The organism is Sediminibacterium goheungense, assembly GCF_004361915.1.
Classification (GTDB): Bacteria; Bacteroidota; Bacteroidia; order Chitinophagales; family Chitinophagaceae; genus Sediminibacterium; species Sediminibacterium goheungense.
On record NZ_SNWP01000011.1, the window covers coordinates 793456 to 811363 of the forward strand.

15 protein-coding genes are annotated in these 17908 nt (G+C 40.6%); 13 read left to right on the top strand and 2 right to left on the bottom strand.

Going from position 1 to position 17908, the window contains the following annotated elements:
- Positions 1-110: 110 nt before the first annotated feature.
- Positions 111-1439, top strand: coding sequence for a sensor histidine kinase (locus BC659_RS11120; RefSeq protein ID WP_133474828.1), 1329 nt, complete (start codon positions 111-113; stop codon positions 1437-1439).
- Between the two features lie 9 nt (positions 1440-1448).
- Here BC659_RS11120 and BC659_RS11125 read toward each other — a convergent pair whose 3' ends face one another.
- Together BC659_RS11125 and BC659_RS11130 are read right to left on the bottom strand one after the other, a co-directional pair.
- Positions 1449-2678 (bottom strand): S-adenosylmethionine:tRNA ribosyltransferase-isomerase, encoded by a 1230-nt coding sequence (locus BC659_RS11125; protein WP_133474829.1) that lies wholly within the window; start codon positions 2676-2678, stop codon positions 1449-1451.
- 52 nt (positions 2679-2730) lie between these two features.
- Positions 2731-3129, bottom strand: a complete 399-nt coding sequence (locus BC659_RS11130; protein ID WP_133474830.1) for a DUF3052 domain-containing protein — start codon at positions 3127-3129, stop codon at positions 2731-2733.
- Between the two features lie 218 nt (positions 3130-3347).
- Between BC659_RS11130 and mraZ the strand changes: the two genes are divergently transcribed.
- From mraZ to ftsA, 12 genes are all read left to right on the top strand, one after another.
- The gene (gene mraZ / locus BC659_RS11135) at positions 3348-3836 is read left to right on the top strand and encodes a division/cell wall cluster transcriptional repressor MraZ (protein ID WP_246027124.1); all 489 of its coding nucleotides are present in this window, start codon (positions 3348-3350) and stop codon (positions 3834-3836) included.
- A 114-nt stretch (positions 3837-3950) separates the two neighbouring features.
- Positions 3951-4856: a 16S rRNA (cytosine(1402)-N(4))-methyltransferase RsmH gene (gene rsmH, locus BC659_RS11140; protein ID WP_133474831.1), complete on the top strand. Its 906-nt coding sequence runs from the start codon at positions 3951-3953 to the stop codon at positions 4854-4856.
- A gap of 62 nt (positions 4857-4918) precedes the next feature.
- Positions 4919-5251: an FtsL-like putative cell division protein gene (locus tag BC659_RS11145; protein WP_133474832.1), complete on the top strand. Its 333-nt coding sequence runs from the start codon at positions 4919-4921 to the stop codon at positions 5249-5251.
- Between the two features lie 73 nt (positions 5252-5324).
- Positions 5325-7436 carry a penicillin-binding protein gene (locus tag BC659_RS11150; RefSeq protein WP_133474833.1) on the top strand — a complete coding sequence of 704 codons (2112 nt, stop codon included), beginning with the start codon at positions 5325-5327 and terminating at the stop codon, positions 7434-7436.
- A 1-nt stretch (position 7437) separates the two neighbouring features.
- Positions 7438-8901 (top strand): UDP-N-acetylmuramoyl-L-alanyl-D-glutamate--2,6-diaminopimelate ligase, encoded by a 1464-nt coding sequence (locus BC659_RS11155; RefSeq protein ID WP_133474834.1) that lies wholly within the window; start codon positions 7438-7440, stop codon positions 8899-8901.
- 23 nt (positions 8902-8924) lie between these two features.
- Positions 8925-10235, top strand: coding sequence for a phospho-N-acetylmuramoyl-pentapeptide-transferase (gene mraY, locus BC659_RS11160; RefSeq protein WP_133474835.1), 1311 nt, complete (start codon positions 8925-8927; stop codon positions 10233-10235).
- Between the two features lie 4 nt (positions 10236-10239).
- Positions 10240-11583: a UDP-N-acetylmuramoyl-L-alanine--D-glutamate ligase gene (gene murD / locus BC659_RS11165; protein WP_133474836.1), complete on the top strand. Its 1344-nt coding sequence runs from the start codon at positions 10240-10242 to the stop codon at positions 11581-11583.
- A gap of 42 nt (positions 11584-11625) precedes the next feature.
- Entirely contained in the window at positions 11626-12912 is a 1287-nt protein-coding gene (locus BC659_RS11170; protein ID WP_133474837.1) for an FtsW/RodA/SpoVE family cell cycle protein, read from the top strand.
- A gap of 5 nt (positions 12913-12917) precedes the next feature.
- Positions 12918-14012 carry an undecaprenyldiphospho-muramoylpentapeptide beta-N-acetylglucosaminyltransferase gene (gene murG, locus BC659_RS11175; RefSeq protein WP_133474838.1) on the top strand — a complete coding sequence of 365 codons (1095 nt, stop codon included), beginning with the start codon at positions 12918-12920 and terminating at the stop codon, positions 14010-14012.
- Positions 14005-15363, top strand: coding sequence for a UDP-N-acetylmuramate--L-alanine ligase (gene murC / locus BC659_RS11180; RefSeq protein ID WP_133474839.1), 1359 nt, complete (start codon positions 14005-14007; stop codon positions 15361-15363). Before murG ends, murC begins: the two co-directional genes overlap by 8 nt.
- Before the next feature lie 4 nt (positions 15364-15367).
- Entirely contained in the window at positions 15368-16426 is a 1059-nt protein-coding gene (locus BC659_RS11185) for a cell division protein FtsQ/DivIB (protein ID WP_133474840.1), read from the top strand.
- 81 nt (positions 16427-16507) lie between these two features.
- Positions 16508-17878 (top strand): cell division protein FtsA, encoded by a 1371-nt coding sequence (gene ftsA / locus BC659_RS11190; protein ID WP_133474841.1) that lies wholly within the window; start codon positions 16508-16510, stop codon positions 17876-17878.
- The last annotated feature ends 30 nt before the right edge of the window (positions 17879-17908 follow it).

The following is a 17908-nucleotide window of genomic DNA, read 5'->3' on the forward strand; positions in this document are numbered from 1 at the left end:
AAGTTAAGCTAAAGATTTTAATCATACAAACACCGGAATGGGCGTTAAAAAGCTGATAAACATGAAGGGTTACTATTGGCAACTTGTACCAGACCACTATATTTGTAAGGATGAAGAAAACTTTCCCCGTCATTGTCATACTCATTACACTGTCGCTTCTGGGACTTTTTATCATACAAAGTTCCTGGCTGAATAATTTACTGGAGATAAGAAATACAGAGTTTAAAAGTAAGGTAGACAATGTAGCGGTTCGGGTTGCTAACCAGCTGAATGGTTCTGCAAAAAGTACGCAGTCTTTGCGACTCCCTAAACGAGGCGGACTCACTTTCAACTCAGATTTTCACCTGCATGTATTAAAACCACCTACTATTGATCAGCGTTTTAGTGTACAGGATATCCATACAATGATTCGCAGGGAACTGGATAGCGAGGGAATTAAAGACATTAATTTTGAATTTGCCATCGTGTCACCTACTGAAGACATTGAAATGTCGACCCGGAACTTTTCAAAAGAGTATTGGGATACGATTGTTAACCGCCGGCATTATATGCCGATTATTCCGGAAAGCGGATCTGATTTTGAAGGCATCAGTTCTGTAGAATCTATTATCATTGTAGTTCCCGATTTTAAAAAACAGGTATGGGCATCGCTAAAATGGGAGTTGATCGGTGCTGCTGTATTTATGCTGATTATCATCGCTGCTTTTTATGTTACCATACGTTCTTTACTGAATCAGAAAAAGTTGAGTGAAATCAAGAGTGATTTTATCAATAATATGACGCATGAGTTTAAAACACCGCTGGCAACCATCTCGCTGGCAGTGGATGCGATCAGGAACGATAAGGTACAGGCCGATCCCACAAAAATGAAATACTTCAGTGGTATCATTAAAGAGGAAAATATTCGCATGAATAAACATGTAGAAACCATTCTTCAGGCCGCACTAATGGAGAAACAGGAATTGAAGCTGAATATAGAGCCGTTACATGTACATGAAGTAATACAACATGCATTGGATAATCATCAACTGCAATTACAGGATAAAGAAGGTGTTGTGGAGTTATATTTGAATGCGGCAAATGATCTCATTGAAGCTGATGAAGTACATTTTACGAATATGGTTTCTAACCTGATAGATAATGCCATTAAATATTCAAAAGATAAACCTGTTATCAGAATTACGACGCATAGCACAGCAAAGAATATTCTGATTCGTGTGGAAGACAATGGTATTGGTATGAATAAAGAGTCGTTGAAGCGGATCTTCGAAAAATTCTATCGCGCACATACGGGCAACCTTCATAACGTGAAGGGGTTCGGTCTGGGTATGAGCTATGTAAAAACAGTGATTGATGCTCACAAGGGGAAAATCAAAGTAGATAGTACCCTCGGTAAAGGCAGTAGCTTCACACTTGAAGTGTCTCTTAAAAAAGGATAGAACAGAATATCATTCTTTTTTGCACCATAAGAGACTACCATCACCATAACTTAAAAAACGGAACTCTTGTGTGAGTGCATAGTGATAAATATCTTTCCAATCATTACCAGTAATGGCAGCTACCAATAATAATAAGGTGGATTGTGGTTGATGAAAATTGGTAATCAACCCACTGATGATTCTGAAGCGGTAACCCGGGGCAATGATGATGCTGGTTTTTGTAATCAGCCGGCTCAGACCATTACTTTTCATCCAGTTGAGTAAAGCATCCAATGCTGTCACCGTATCAGTGCGTTCATCTGTTTCATAAGGAAGCCATTGATCAATGGTGAGTTCATTGGGTGAGATATTTTTAACACGGAGTATAAGTATGCCTAGCCAATACAGACTTTCCAGTGTTCTTAGTGAAGTGGTTCCGACTGCAATGATAGGATTGCTGATACTGTTTTTTAGTAACTCAATTGTATCAATACCAACATCAATAAATTCAGCATGCATAGCATGGTCCTGCATCACTTCTGCCTTCACTGGTTTAAAAGTACCTGCACCCACATGTAAGGTTACGAAACTGGTATGTATGTCGGCTGCTTCTAATCTGCTCAGTAACGTGGTGGTAAAATGTAAACCGGCAGTAGGCGCAGCTACTGAGCCATCATGTTTGGCGTATACTGTCTGGTATCTTTCCAAGTCATTGGTTTCTGCCTCCCTATTCATATAAGGAGGTAACGGTAAGTTACCTGCTGCATGCAAAACTTCAGCAAATGAAATATCCGGAACTGTCCAGTGAAAGGAAATGATATAATGATCGTTCTTTTGCTCTTTTTTTTCAGCGGTCAATATAACTGTCTGGTTCTTATAAGTAAACGATAATGAGATTGCATTTTCTTTCCATTTTTTTGCACCACCAATCATACATTTCCAGTAAACCTGATCCTTTTGCAACATGGCCGTAGTAATATCTGCATAACGATCATCGGGTTCCAGACAAAAGATTTCAATGGTGCTTCCACTGGCTTTCTGAAAATATAAACGGGCTTCTACTACTTTGGTATTATTGAAAACAAGCAAAGTTTTTGGCGGAAGTAAGGAAGGTAGTTCATGATAGGTTGAACTGCTGATTTTCTTGTTTTGATAAATCAACAATTTGCTTTGGTCTCTCTCTTCTAAAGGATAACGTGCAATTTTTTCATCTGGAAGTTCATAAGTAAAATCAAGTATTGATAGGTCTTTCGGATGCATCGTTCCATATTTTAGAGGGGCAAAGTTAATCGTGTAGCAGTTGCTGAGTACCTCATTTCTTACGTTTTACTATTTTTAATCCACTCCACTGATCGCTTACAGCACATACCTTAATATCTACCCAACCGGTAGGCAAAACGATATCCCTGATAATGTCTTCTGTAAGATCGGTTGCTATACCGGCAGATTTTTTGTACCAGGATATCCAAATACACCCCCCTTCTGTTACAAGGTCAGGTAAATCCGGAAATACCCTGACTAGCTCCCCCTTACTCCTGGCAAAACAATGAATTATGTCTGCTTTCCCACGTTTTACCACATTCAGTGTTGAGGGCCAGCCAATTAAATCTATATAATCTGCCGGAGCTTCCATCAGCATGATGCTTGTGGTGGGTTTTATGCCCAGTTTCTGCCAAATGGGCTTTCCGCTATAGCCTGTGTTTGCCATCATATCTGTTTATAAGGACTGATAATCAATACGATAAGAAGGTTGCATCAGTGTCTTTTTGGTTATCCACCTTCAATTCACAGAAATCCACATTTCATTCACATGCTATTTTGGCCATAAACCCTGAAAATCAATACTATAATGGGTTATAGCGATTTTGATTTTGTGGATAAATACAGTCGCTCCAAATTCGGGTAGAAAGTGGGAAAAAGTGTTATTTTGTGTCAACAAGTGGTAATCTTAAAAATATTTATTCACCCATGACCGGATTTCACGGAGAATACGAAGCTACAGTTGACGCGAAAGGGCGTTTCCTGCTTCCGGGCGGACTGAAAAAACAGTTGCCGGAAGGGGAGAGCCGTTTCATACTTAGCCGTGGCTTTGAAAAATGTCTCACGTTATATCCTTTAAAAAGCTGGGAAATAATTATTGCAAAGATCAGCCAATTGAATGATTTCGACCCCAAGGTACGCCAATTCCGTCGTCAGTTTTTGGGTGGTGCAACAGAAATAGAGCTGGATAATGCCGGCCGTATGCTCTTGCCTGCTTCACTGAAGGAATTTGCGGGCTTAAGCAAGGATATTGTCCTCGCTGCAGCCCTTGACCGTTTCGAGATCTGGGATGCCGGTAAGTACAAACAGCTCTTTGAGGATTTCTCACCAGAAGCTTTCAGTAGCCTGGCGCAGGAAGTGATGACTGAAAAAATTTGAAAATGAGACAATTTGAAAATTTGGAAATGAAATACATGTGCTGCTTCATTTTCAGCTTTTCTGAAATGGTTGCATTTTCAAATTTCCAAATTTCCAAATTTTCAAATTTCCAAATTGAACAATAGTTATCACATCCCCGTCCTCTACCATGAAACACTGGAAGCCTTGTCTATAAACCCTGATGGTGTATATGTGGATTGCACTTTTGGGGGTGGTGGACATAGCAGAGGGATATTGGCACAGCTAAGTGAAAAGGGTAAGTTAATTGCTTTTGATCAGGATGCTGATGCGCAAAGAAATATTCCTGACGATAAGCGCGTGGTATTTGTGCCACAAAATTTTCGTCACCTGCAACGCTTTCTTCGTTTACATGAGCTTACTGCTGTAGATGGTATACTGGCCGATCTCGGCGTCAGCAGTCATCAGTTCGATGAAGGCGACCGTGGATTCTCCATTCGTTTTTCCGGTCCGCTGGATATGCGTATGGATAGGCGCCAGTCGCTTAGTGCTGCCAATATTGTTAGTGGTTACACTGAGCAGCAACTGCACAAATTGTTTGAACAATATGGCGAAGTCAGTAATTCAAAAACACTGGCGCGTCATATCGTACAACAGCGAAGCCATATGCAGGTGCAAACCATTGAGCAGTTTAAGGCTATGATAAGTCAGGTGGTAAAGGGAAATCCTAATAAGTATTTGGCTCAGGTATTCCAGGCGCTTCGTATGGAAGTAAACGATGAAATGGGGGCTTTGAAAGAAATGCTGCAGCAGGTTCCTGCTGTGCTTAAAACCGGTGGCCGTGTTGCCATCATCACCTTTCATTCCATAGAAGACAGGCTGGTAAAGAATTTTTTCCGGCAGGGGAGTTTCGATGAAACGCCTGATAACCCCTTCTTGCCTACAGTGAAAGAACAGGTGCTGAAAGTGATTACAAAGAAACCGATAACAGCTGCGCAGGAAGAGTTGAAGCAAAATACAAGAAGCAGAAGCGCTAAGCTGCGTGTAGCGGAACGGTTGTGAAAAAGAAATAATACACTCCCTCTTTGCGCAGCAGAGAGTGTGAGGTGAGAAGAAAAAAAGAAATGTCAGAAACAGAAAAAATACCGCAGGCTAAAAATCCGCTGAAAGGCTTGTTTAACTATCAGTGGATTTTAAAGAATATTCCATTCTTTCTGTTCCTATCGGTATTGGCTGTATTGTATATCGCAAACGGACATCTGGCCGATAAAACAGTTCGGAATATCAACAACACAACAAAAGAACTGAAAGAGCTGCAGTATGAATATAAAACGCTCAAAAGCGAAGTGATGTTTAAGAGTGAAGAGCAGCAGGTGATAAAAGCCACAGAACCACTTGGGTTAAAAGTGATTAAGGAAACGCCGGTTAGGTTGAAAAGTGAGAGAGTGAATGAGTAGTCAGTAGTGAGTACTGAGTAGGGGGCAGTAATATGATTTGTTCGATTTAGGATAAGTAAAAACACAAAACGACTTGGAAGTAAAACGCGACATACTATGGAGAGTGTACCTCAGTTATATACTGGTGGTGCTGGTATGTGTAGCCATTTTTGGTAAAGCGGTTTATATACAACAGGTGGAAGGTGGTTACTGGAGAAGTATGAGTGATAGTCTGCACCAGCGTATTGATGAAATCGAAGCTGAACGTGGAACGATTTATAGTGAAGATGGACAAATGTTGAGTACCAGTATTCCGCAGTTTGATATTTATATGGATTTCAGGGTGGAGTCGTTGCGTGCAAAAAACGGACTCTTGTTCAGGGAAAACCTGGATTCATTGAGTTATCATCTGGCTAATCTTTTCGGCGATCAACGTAAAGATGATTATAAGGCTTTACTCAAACAAGGTTATAAGAATAACGACGGGTATTTTCTGTTGAAGAAAAAAATATCCTTCAGGGAGTATGAAGAATTGCGCAGGTTTCCTTTGTTCAGGCTGGGCAGGTATAAAAGCGGGTTGATTGCCAATGAAAAAACCATCCGTCTGAACCCCTATAAAATGCTTGCTTTCCGAACCATTGGTTTGGCGCGTGATGCTAATAAGGTAGGTCTTGAAATGACTTATGACAGTGTATTGAAGGGTAGAAATGGAAAGCAGTTGGTTCGTTCCATAGCAGGAGGTGTCTATGTTCCGGTAGATGCGGATACTTATGAAATTGAACCTGAGACAGGAAAAGATATAGTAAGTACCATCGATGTGTTTATTCAGGAAGTGACCGAAAATGCTTTGATGAAAATGATGGTAAAGAATGAAGCTGAGTATGGAACTGCCATCGTTATGGAAACAAAAACAGGAAAGGTAAAAGCGGTGGCCAATCTGGGGAAAAGAGGCGCCGGCGAATACTGGGAAGATTTTAACTATGCGATAAGTCCGTCGGAGCCAGGTTCCACTTTCAAATTGGCTACCATGATTGCGCTGCTGGAAGATAAAAAAGTAAACCTGAATCAGGGTGTTGATCTGGAAGGTGGTATATGGAAAGTGGCTGGTCAGGTAGTATATGACAGTGAAAAGCATGGTCGTAATATGGTTTCTGTAAAACAGGCATTTGAACTGAGTTCAAATGTGGGAATGGCTAAGCTGGCGGTAGCTCATTATGCATCTAATCCTTCCCGTTTTATCAACCACCTGAAGAAAATGAGAATGGATACTTTGACAGGTATTGATTTAACAGGGGAGCGTAGACCCACCATTTTCAAGCCGGGTCATAAACTCTGGGGACCAACCACACTTCCCTGGATGGCTTTTGGATATAACCTTTCTGTTAGCCCGTTGCAAACTTTATCGTTGTACAATGCCGTAGCCAATAACGGGAAGATGATGAAACCTTACCTCGTAAGTGCGGTGAAAGAAGAAGGGGTTTTACAGAAAGCTTTTTCGCCTGTTGTGGTTGATGAGAAAATTTGTAGCGATGAAACCTTGCGTCAGCTGCGTGAATGTCTGGAAGGTGTTTGTATTTCAGGAACGGCAGCGTCACTCTTTAAAGAAACACCGTATAGAGTAGCCGGTAAAACGGGGACGGCTTTGGTAGCAAACGGAAATCGTGGGTATGCTGATAAGGTTTATCAGTCTTCATTTGCTGGTTATTTTCCAGCAGAAGACCCACAGTATACCTGTATTGTGGTTATTAAGAATAAACCACATGCTGCTGTCTACTATGGCGGTTCTGTTGCGGGTCCGGTATTCAAGGAAATTGCAGACCGTTTATACAGCACCTATGTTCGGGTAAATAACCTGGCTAAAAAATCTGCAGGTATCGATAGCAGCTATTTTGCTTATGCAGGGTTTAAGCCAGACATCACTACTGTTACTAAAAAACTAAATATACCTTATAAGGATTCAACCAAGAGAATCGATGAATGGGTAGCGGTAAGTGGTAAGGATAAAATGATCGCATTAACACCAAAAACAGTAGCAGATAAATCGATGCCCCAGCTAAAAGGTATGGGCTTGAAAGATGTGGTATACCTGTGTGAAAATCTTGGTTTGAAAGTACAGGTACAGGGGAAAGGAAAAGTAGTCGCACAATCAGTTGAGCCCGGACAAATGATCGCTAAAGGTCAATTAATAAACATCGCACTCAATTAATATGACAAAACTGCAAGACATATTATATAGAGTACATCTGAAACAGGTGAAGGGTAGTACAGATATTACTGTTTCCGGTATTCAGATTGATTCAAGAAAACTGGAATCGGGGAATGTATTTGTTGCCATTAAGGGTGTGTTGTCTGATGGGCATATGTTTATTGAAAAAGCCATTGCTTCCGGAGCTACAGCGATTGTTTGTGAAACCATGCCTTCGTCACTACAGGAGGGTATAACCTACTTGCAAGTGGCCGATTCGCAGGAAGCAGTTGCTTATATGGCGCATCAGTTCTATGATGAGCCGTCACTAAAAATAAAACTGGTAGGTGTTACAGGAACCAATGGTAAAACAACTATTGCAACAGTTCTTTTTAAACTATTTACCAGGCTCGGGTACAAATGTGGATTGGTAAGTACGGTGCAGAATCAAATTGGAGATGAAGTTATTCCTTCTACACACACTACGCCGGATGCGGTAAGTTTAAACGCCTTACTGAAACAAATGGCCGATGCAGGTTGCAGCCATGTGTTTATGGAATGTAGTAGTCACGCCATTCACCAGTATCGTATTACCGGCTTACAATTTACCGGGGCACTGTTTAGTAATATCACTCATGACCATCTCGATTATCATAAAACTTTTGAAGAGTATATCCGTGTAAAAAAATCTTTTTTTGACCATTTGCCTGCATCGGCCTTTGCCATTTCAAACGCTGACGATAAAAGAGGTGAAGTGATGCTGCAGAATACACAGGCTTCCAAATACATGTATAGCCTCAAAACTGTAGCCGCTTTCAAAGGAAAAATACTGGAGAATGCACTTACAGGATTAGTCATGACAGTGAATGATAAGGAAGTGCATTTCAGACTGATCGGTGAATTTAATGCCTACAATTTATTAGCCGTATATGGAGCAGCTGTTTGTTTGGGAGAAGATAGCGAAAAGGTATTAACGGCATTGAGTATGTTAAGTGGGGCGGAAGGTAGGTTTGATTATGTGATTAGCAGTGGATTGATCATTGGAATTACAGATTATGCTCATACACCTGATGCTCTGGAGAATGTATTGATGACTATAAAAAAATTAAGAAAAGGGCACGAGCAGATTATTACTGTAGTAGGATGTGGTGGCGACAGAGATAAAACCAAAAGACCTGTTATGGCACAGGCGGCCTGTGATTTGAGTGATCGGGTAATTCTTACCAGCGATAATCCAAGAACCGAAGAGCCGGAGGCAATATTGAAAGATATGGAAGCTGGGTTGAGTAGTTCAGCAAGAAGAAAGTATATAAGTATCGTTGACAGAAAGGAAGCTATCAGAACAGCAGTAAGTTATGCGGGGCCTGAAGATATCATTCTGGTAGCGGGAAAAGGACATGAAAAATATCAGGATATAAAAGGCGTAAAATATCCTTTTGATGATAAACAGGTTTTACAGGAAATGTTTGCAGCCCTAAATAAATAACAAAACAAAATTTAACTAACCGTATGCTCTACGAATTATTTTCATGGCTGAAGCAAGAGTTTAATATGCCGGGTGCTGGTATGTTTCAGTTTCTGACATTCAGAATAGCAATGGCAGTATTGTTATCTCTGGTGATTGCAACAGTATATGGTAAAAGACTCATTTTATTTCTTCAGAAAAAACAGATTGGTGAAACGGTAAGGGAATTGGGTCTGCAGGGTGAGCACCAGAAGAAAGGTACGCCAACAATGGGTGGCTTAATCATACTGTTGAGTATACTGATACCTACTCTATTATTTGCCAATCTTGATAAAGTCTATATCCGTTTAATGGTATTATGTACTGTATGGTTAGGTATGATTGGCTTTCTGGATGATTATTTTAAAATAAAAGCAAGAAGGGCTGCTTTGCAGAAAGGCGAATCCTACAAGAAAAAAGACAGCGATGGATTAGCCGGTATTTCAAAAATTATTGGACAGGTAGGATTGGGTATTATTATTGGCACTACTTTATACTTCAGTAATGCCGTAACGGTAGAACGTGAAATAATAGCTACAAGCGCTGTTCAATTACAGCAAGGTGAGCGGCTTGCAAAAGATACCAATGTGATAGTGAGAAATATTAACGGTGTTGAAAGAAGGTATGTGAAGGTAAAAACGCCGATAACCACTATTCCTTTTGTTAAAAATCATGAATTTAATTACAGCAAGCTGATCAGCTGGATGGGAGAAGGTGCTGAGAAATATACATGGATCATTTATATACTGATTGTAACATTTATCATAACTGCGGTTTCAAATGGCGCTAATATAACTGATGGTTTAGATGGACTGGCTGCAGGTGTAAGCGCCATTATTGGTGTGGCATTGGGTGTGTTCATTTATGTAAGCGGTAACTATGTGCTAGCCGATTACCTGAATGTGATGTATATACCCAACCTTGGTGAGCTTTCCATTTTTGTAGGTGCATTTGTAGGAGCGTGTATAGGGTTTCTCTGGTACAATGTATATCCCGCACAGGTATTTATGGGTGATACCGGGAGTCTAGCGTTGGGTGGTATCATCGCTTCACTGGCCATTATTGTTAGGAAAGAGTTATTGATTCCTATTTTCTGTGGTGTATTTCTTGTAGAGCTTGTAAGCGTTATGCTGCAGGTGAGTTATTTCAAATACACAAAGAAAAAATATGGTGAGGGGAAAAGAATATTTCTGATGAGTCCCTTGCACCATCATTATCAAAAGAAAGGATTTCACGAAAATAAAATCGCTATCAGGTTCTGGATTGTAACCGTGCTATGCGTTGTGATGTCGATCCTTACCCTGAAAATGAGATAATACCATGAAGAAGCACAGATTGGTCATATTAGGTGGTGGAGAAAGTGGTGTAGGTGCTGCTTTGCTGGGAAAGCAAAAAGGATATGAAATATTTCTCAGTGATGGCGGTCCCATCAAACCGAAATATGAAAAAGAGCTCATTGACAATCAGATTGATTTTGAATCGGCACAACATAGTCTAGATCTGATATTGAATGCAGATGAAGTTATGAAAAGTCCGGGTATACCTGAAAAAAATGAAGTAGTGAAAGCAATTCGGGCAAAGGGAATACCTGTGATTAGTGAAGTTGAACTGGCTTACCGTTTTAAAGGTGATAGTAAGATCGTAGCGATTACCGGAAGTAACGGAAAGAGTACCACTACTGCATTGATATTCCATATCTGCCAGACGGCAGGATTGGATTGTGCGCTGGTAGGCAATATCGGGTATTCATTTGCCAAGCAGGTGGCAGAAGATCCTAAAGCATTGTATGTGGCCGAAATAAGTTCTTTTCAACTGGATGATATAAAAGATTTCCGGCCAGATGTGAGTGTGCTGCTGAATATAACGGAAGATCATCTTGACAGGTATGAATACAAGTTTGAGAATTATATCAATAGCAAATTCAAAATCATCCAGAACCAAACCATGAATGATTATTTCATCTACTGCGAAGATGATGAAGTGATCATGGAAAAATTGAGACTACTAACCATCCATACTAACCCATTACCATTCTCTATGAAACACGAAGTAAAAAAAGGCGGCTACATCAAGGGCGACCAGATGATGCTAAGAATCCAGGAAGAAAGAGTAAGCATGAGTATTTACGATTTTGCCCTTAAGGGAAAACACAACAACTACAACACTATGGCCGCAGGAATTGCCGCTACCACTTTGGGTATCAGAAAAGAAAAAATCAGAGAGGCAGTGAAAAACTTTCATAGCCTCGAGCACCGTATGGAATTTGTTGCCATGGTACGTGGAGTTGAATTTATTAATGATAGTAAAGCCACTAATGTAAACAGTACCTGGTATGCATTGGAAAGTATGACCAAGCCCACTGTATTGATTTTAGGGGGAACCGATAAAGGAAACGACTATTCACTGATAGCCGATCTGGTAAAAGATAAAGTGAAAGCCATTGTATGTATGGGTTTGGATAACAGTAAGATACTGGAAGCCTTTAAAGATGTGGTACCTGTAATCGTAGAAACAGACAGCGCCAAGAAAGCTGTAAATACATCGTTTAAGTTGGCCGCCAAAGGGGATGTGGTATTGTTAAGTCCCGCATGTGCCAGTTTCGATCTGTTTAAAAATTACGAGGACAGGGGGTCACAGTTTAAAGATGCAGTAAAAGAGTTATAAAATAACAAGGTCATCATTAGGAGACTTTGAGGAATAAACGATATGCCAGAAGTAACCGATAAGTTATTTTCACAGATACCCAGCGTAGAAGGTGTACGTAGCCAGCTTGTTGATAGGGCAAGAGGCGATAAGTATATCTGGGGCATTGTTTTGCTCTTATCGTTGATATCTATTTTGGTAGTATATAGTGCAACAGGATCACTGGCTTATAAGATGTACAAGGGAAACACAAATGTGTATTTGTTTAAACAGGTCTCATTTACTGTGGTAGGTTTATTGCTGATTTATTTTCTGCATCGCATTAATTATTCTCTTTTTTCGAGAATAGCTACGATCTTATTTCTCTTGTCTATACCATTATTGATTTATACCTTGTTTTTCGGCGCAAAAATTAATGAAGGAAGCAGATGGATTAAACTGCCTATTATTCATCTTACTGTACAGACAAGTGACCTGGCTAAGCTGGCATTGTTCATGTATATTTCAAAGCTGCTCAGTAAAAAGCAGGAAGTGATTAAGGATTTTAAAAAGGGATTTGTTCCCGTTGTCACACCTGTATTAATTATCTGTGCATTGATTATGCCGGCAAACCTGTCGAATGCTTTATTAACAGGTGCTACATCTTTATTGTTGATGTTTATTGGTAGGGTAAGTCTGAAACATATTCTCCTTACAATTGGGGTAGCACTCATACCAGTTGCTTTTATTGTTGGGGTGGCAGTGATGACACATAAGAATAAAGCAAATAATAACGATGTGGTGGTAGCCGAAAAAGCAAAGTCAATAGGCCGTTTCGGAACTTGGGTAAAGCGTGTACAGGATTTTATTTATGCGAAAGAAGCTGAAGTGCCTTATCAGGTACAACAGGCAAAAATAGCCATCGCTAATGGCGGTGTATTAATGGGTCTGGGGCCGGGAAACAGTCAACAGAGAAATTTCCTTCCGCAAGCATATAACGATTTCATTTATTCCATTATTATAGAAGAATATGGATTGATTGGTGGTGCTTTTATGATATTTATATACCTCGTATTTCTGTTTCGTTGTATACGGATATTCCGGAAATGTCCCTATGCTTTCGGTGCTTTTCTTGCACTCGGTTTGAGTTTTACACTGGTAATACAGGCAGTAGCAAACATGGCGGTCAATGTAAATCTGGTGCCGGTAACCGGTGTTACGCTTCCATTGGTAAGTATGGGAGGAAGCTCCTTTTTGTTTACCTGCTGCGCCATTGGTATTGTATTAAGTGTAGCCCGTAATGTTGAACAGATAGAAGGTAAGCCGGAGCCGGCACCATTAACTACACCCATCACCTCGCCAACCGTATAGCATATATGCAGAAAAAAATTATCATAGCAGGAGGAGGAACAGGGGGGCATATATTCCCGGCTATAGCTATTGCAAATGCCATTAAAAAATTGGCACCTGATACTGAGTTCTTATTCATCGGTGCACAGGGTAAGATGGAAATGGAAAAAGTACCTCAGGCCGGGTATCACATCGAAGGACTGGATATAGCAGGATTTAACCGTTCCAATATTTTTAAAAATATTTCACTGCCCCTGAAACTGATCAGAAGTTTCTTAAAAGTAAAAAAGCTGGTGAATCGGTTTGGGCCAGATGCGGTAATAGGTGTAGGCGGCTATTCTACTTTCCCTGTATTAAGATATGCACAGCAAAAAAATATTCCCACGTTTATTCATGAGGCCAATTCCTTTGCAGGCAAGAGTAATATCTTATTGGGAACGCGGGCAACCAAAATATTTGTAGCAACAGCAGGTATGGAAAAATTTTTCCCAGCTGCAAAATTGATGATAACAGGTAATCCTGTACGAAAATCTATTGTGGATATTACTGTTTCGAAAGATCAGGCATTACAGCGTTTTGGTCTTGAAAAAAATAAAATAACCATACTTGTTATGGGGGGGAGTCTGGGCGCAAAAAGTATGAATGATGTAATTGCTGCACATGTACATGAATTTATTTCACTCGATATTCAATTAATCTGGCAGACGGGTAAAAATAATGCAGCTGCTTATAAAGAAAGAGGAAGTGTTTTTCCAAATATCTGGGTCGATACGTTTATTACGGAGATGGAACAGGCTTATGCAGCGGCAGATATCGTAGTGTCGAGAGCAGGTGCTATGTCGGTTGCAGAAATATGCGTGGTGAAAAAGCCTGCCATATTTGTTCCTTATCCGCACGCAGCAGAGGATCATCAGACGGTAAATGCTATGCACCTTGTAAATAAGGGGGCAGCATTGATTGTAAGGGACCAGGATGCTTTAAAAGAATTGTTTTCAAAAATGGTAGCACTGGCAAAAGACACAGACCTGCAGAAAACATTACAAGAAAAAATAGCAACATTGGGTATTGCCAATGCTGATGAAGTTGTGGCAACAGAAATTTTAAATACAATCGGTGGTTAAGTTAAACGATATACAGAAAATATATTTTATCGGTATCGGTGGTATCGGAATGAGTGCCCTTGCCCGTTACTTTAAGTCAAGAGGGGCTGAAGTGAGCGGATATGATAAAACGGTCACGCCACTTACAAAAGAACTGGAAAGGCAGGGGATCGATATACATTATGAAGAGCGGGTAGATAGTATACCGCACGATGTAGATGCCGTTGTATACACACCCGCTATACCGGCAGCTCATGCTGAACTGGTCTATTATCGTGACAATGGTTATACGGTTGTAAAACGTAGTGATGTATTACAATGGATCACAGAAGGTTCTTTCAATATCTGTGTGGGAGGAACACATGGAAAAACAACTGTTACGTCGATGATAGCACATCTGTTGCGTCATTCGGGTTATGGGTGTAATGCATTTTTAGGAGGTATAGCAGCCAATTACAATACCAATTTCTGGAGTAGCGACAGAAATGTAGTAGTAGTGGAAGCCGATGAATATGATCGTAGCTTTTTAAAACTGGTGCCTGATATTGCAGTAGTAACGGCTATTGATCCCGATCACCTGGATATTTATGGAACAGCACAGGAAGTTGAAAATGCTTTTGTGCAGTTTGCCGGTAAAGTAAAACCTGGCGGTTGCCTGGTCACAAAAAAAGGACTTAGCAGAGAGGTTGATCTTCAGGCTTCTCATAATTACCGGTATAGTTATAATGATTCCACCGCAGATGTAAAAGCAGTGAATCTTACAGTAGAGAATGGTAGTTATCGTTTTGATGTGAGTGGTCCCGGTTGGATTATCAGCAGTATAGAGCTGAATATGGGCGGCTTGCATAACATTGAAAATGTAGTAGCTGCCATAACGGTGGCCAAACACCTCAATATCAATGACGATGCCATACGGGCAGCTGTTGCGGCATTCAAAGGCGTACGAAGAAGATTTGAATATGCACTGAAGAACGATACATATACTGTTATTGATGATTATGCGCATCATCCGGAAGAATTACGTGCATTGATCAGTGGAGTGAGGAGTATTTTTACAAAGCAGCAACTAACACTGGTATTTCAACCGCATTTATTTAGCCGTACCAATGATCTGGCAGACGGGTTTGCAGAAAGTCTGGATATGGCTGATGAAGTAATTCTTCTGCCTATTTATCCGGCCAGGGAATTACCTATGCCGGGTGTAACCAGTGAATTGTTACTCAATAAAATGAAGCTGACCAATAAGCAGGTACTTGAGAAAGAAGCCATGCTTGAATATATCAAAACAAAACGCCCTTCATTGGTGGTGATGGCTGGTGCGGGCGATATAGATGCATTGGTACAACAGGTAAAAACAATATTGGAACCGTAAAAGGATGAATAAGATACCGTGGAAGAAGCGATTGATCCAGACTGCATGGATACTGGCAGGTATTGGTACGGTAGTACTGATGGGCGCAGCTATGCAAAAAAAGAACAGGAAAACCTGTTCGGATGTAAAGATTGAGATTTCAGGTATTGAAGAGCATATGTTTATCGATGAAAAAGATATTCTCGAGCTCGTAAATCAACAAAGGAAAGTAATCGGAACACCCATTTCCCTGATCAATCTGCGAGCCATGGAATCGGCACTGGAAAAAAATCCATGGGTAAAAAATGCTGAAATGTACTTGGATAACCAACAGGTGCTACAGATACAGATTGAAGAGAGGCAGCCTGTGGCCAGGATATTTACAATGCAGGGTGGTTCATTCTACCTGGATAGTGCAGGGGTCAGATTGCCTTTGAGTGAGAAACTAAGTGCCCGTGTACCCATGTTTACAGGTTTTCCGTCGGATAATGTGAAATTATCAAAACCTGATAGCCTTTTATTGAAAGATGTGGTGAAACTGGGGATGTACATATTGGAAGATTCTTTCTGGGCAGCACAGGTAGCGCAGATTGATATTGAACCAGGCAGAGAATTTGAACTGATACCTGTTTTTGGCGACCATGTGGTAAGTATTGGCAAGGCAGATGATCTGGATGCTAAGTTTAACCGTTTGTATACTTTCTACAAACAGGCATGGTTACAGCATGGTATACATTATTATGAGAAGATCGATGTACAGTTTGATAAGCAGGTGGTGGCAGTGAGAAAAGGAATGGGTGCCATAAAGCAGGATTCAACGGCAGCCCTTGCATTGATCAGGCAAATGACAATACCTGTGGATGATGTGACGGCCAGTGTACCAGAAAAGCTGGTAAGGATTGATAGCAGTACCAAGCCTGTTGCAGTTGTACAAAAGTCTGTTAAAGAAACACCGCCCGTTAAAACTGTTATTAACAACAACAATAAAATTAATACGAAACCGTTATCGAAGAAGGCTGAGCAGAAAAAAGAAGAGACAACGACGAAACCAAAGCCGAAAGCGGTAATGAAAAAGAGTAAGTAGTGAGTAGTGAGTGACATTTTAACACTCACTACTCACTACTGACTACTCACCAAAAACACAAACAACTAAAACACATACCTTATGAATCACAATGAATCACCCATCATTGTTGGACTGGACATCGGAACTACTAAAATTGCGGCTATTGCGGGTCGTAAGAATGAATATGGCAAGTTAGAAATACTTGGTTTTGGCCGTGCCAATAGTAGTGGTGTACAGCATGGACAGGTGTTAAACATCGATCAGACCATTAAAGCTATTCAACAGGCTTTATTAAACTGCTATGAGAGTAATCCAGATCTGGAGATCAATGAAGTATATGTAGGTATTGCCGGTCATCATATCAAAAGTCTGCAAACACGTGGCGATATGGTACGTCAGGATCCGGAAACAGAGATACAGCGTTGGGAGATTGACCAGTTGCTGAATAACCAGCGTAAAACTTTTATACCTGCCGGTGATCAGATTATTGATGTGATTCCGCAAGATTTCCATGTTGATAATATCCAGAATATCAAAGATCCTGTTGGTTATAATGGTGTGAAAGTGGGAGCTAATTTCCATATTATTACAGGCGACAGAAACGCCATAAGGAATATTCACCGCGCAGTTGACAGAAGTGGGTTAAGCACCAAAGATCTCGTACTACAGCCATTGGCTTCTGCCAGCGCCGTAATGAGTGAAATTGATATGGAAGCGGGTGTGGCCATTCTCGACATTGGTGGTGGTACCAGTGATCTGGCAGTTTTTTATGAAGGCATTCTGAAGCATACAGCTGTTATTCCATTCGGCGGTGAAAATATTACCAACGATATCCGTATGGGGCTGGGTGTACTGAAAAGTCAGGCTGAAGCCATGAAGGTTCAGTTTGGTAGTGCACTGGCAGATGAAGCTAAGGCCAATGCCTATATCACCATCCCTGGATTGAAGGGTATGCCGGCGAAGGAAATCAGTGTAAAAAATCTGGCAGCGATCATTCAGGCAAGAATGAGTGAAATCCTCGATTTTGTTACTTATCATATTAAAACAGTAGGCCTGGATAGCCGTGCTTTAAATGGTGGTATCATTCTTACAGGTGGGGGTTCTCAGTTAAAGCACCTGATTCAACTCACAGAATATACAACAGGTCTGAATGCAAGAATCGGATTGCCTAATGAACACCTGGCACCTAACCATATTGAAGAGCTGAAGAAACCTATGTATGCAACCTGTCTGGGTCTGATACTGAAAGGTTACAGCGACTACGACCACAAACACAAACAGTTTACTGAGCAGTTTAAAAAAGTAGAAGTGCCTAAAAACCTGAAAGTGGAAGCACCCGAAATGGAAACACCTGTTATGCCTGTAATCCCGGAAATAGATGCTAATGTACGAAAGCAGAAGTTCTGGGATAAATTCAAGAATAACCTGATTGATCTCTTTAAAGAAGAGGAAGATCAGGTGATAAAATAAAACATCGTTAATACACGTTTCCTATATATC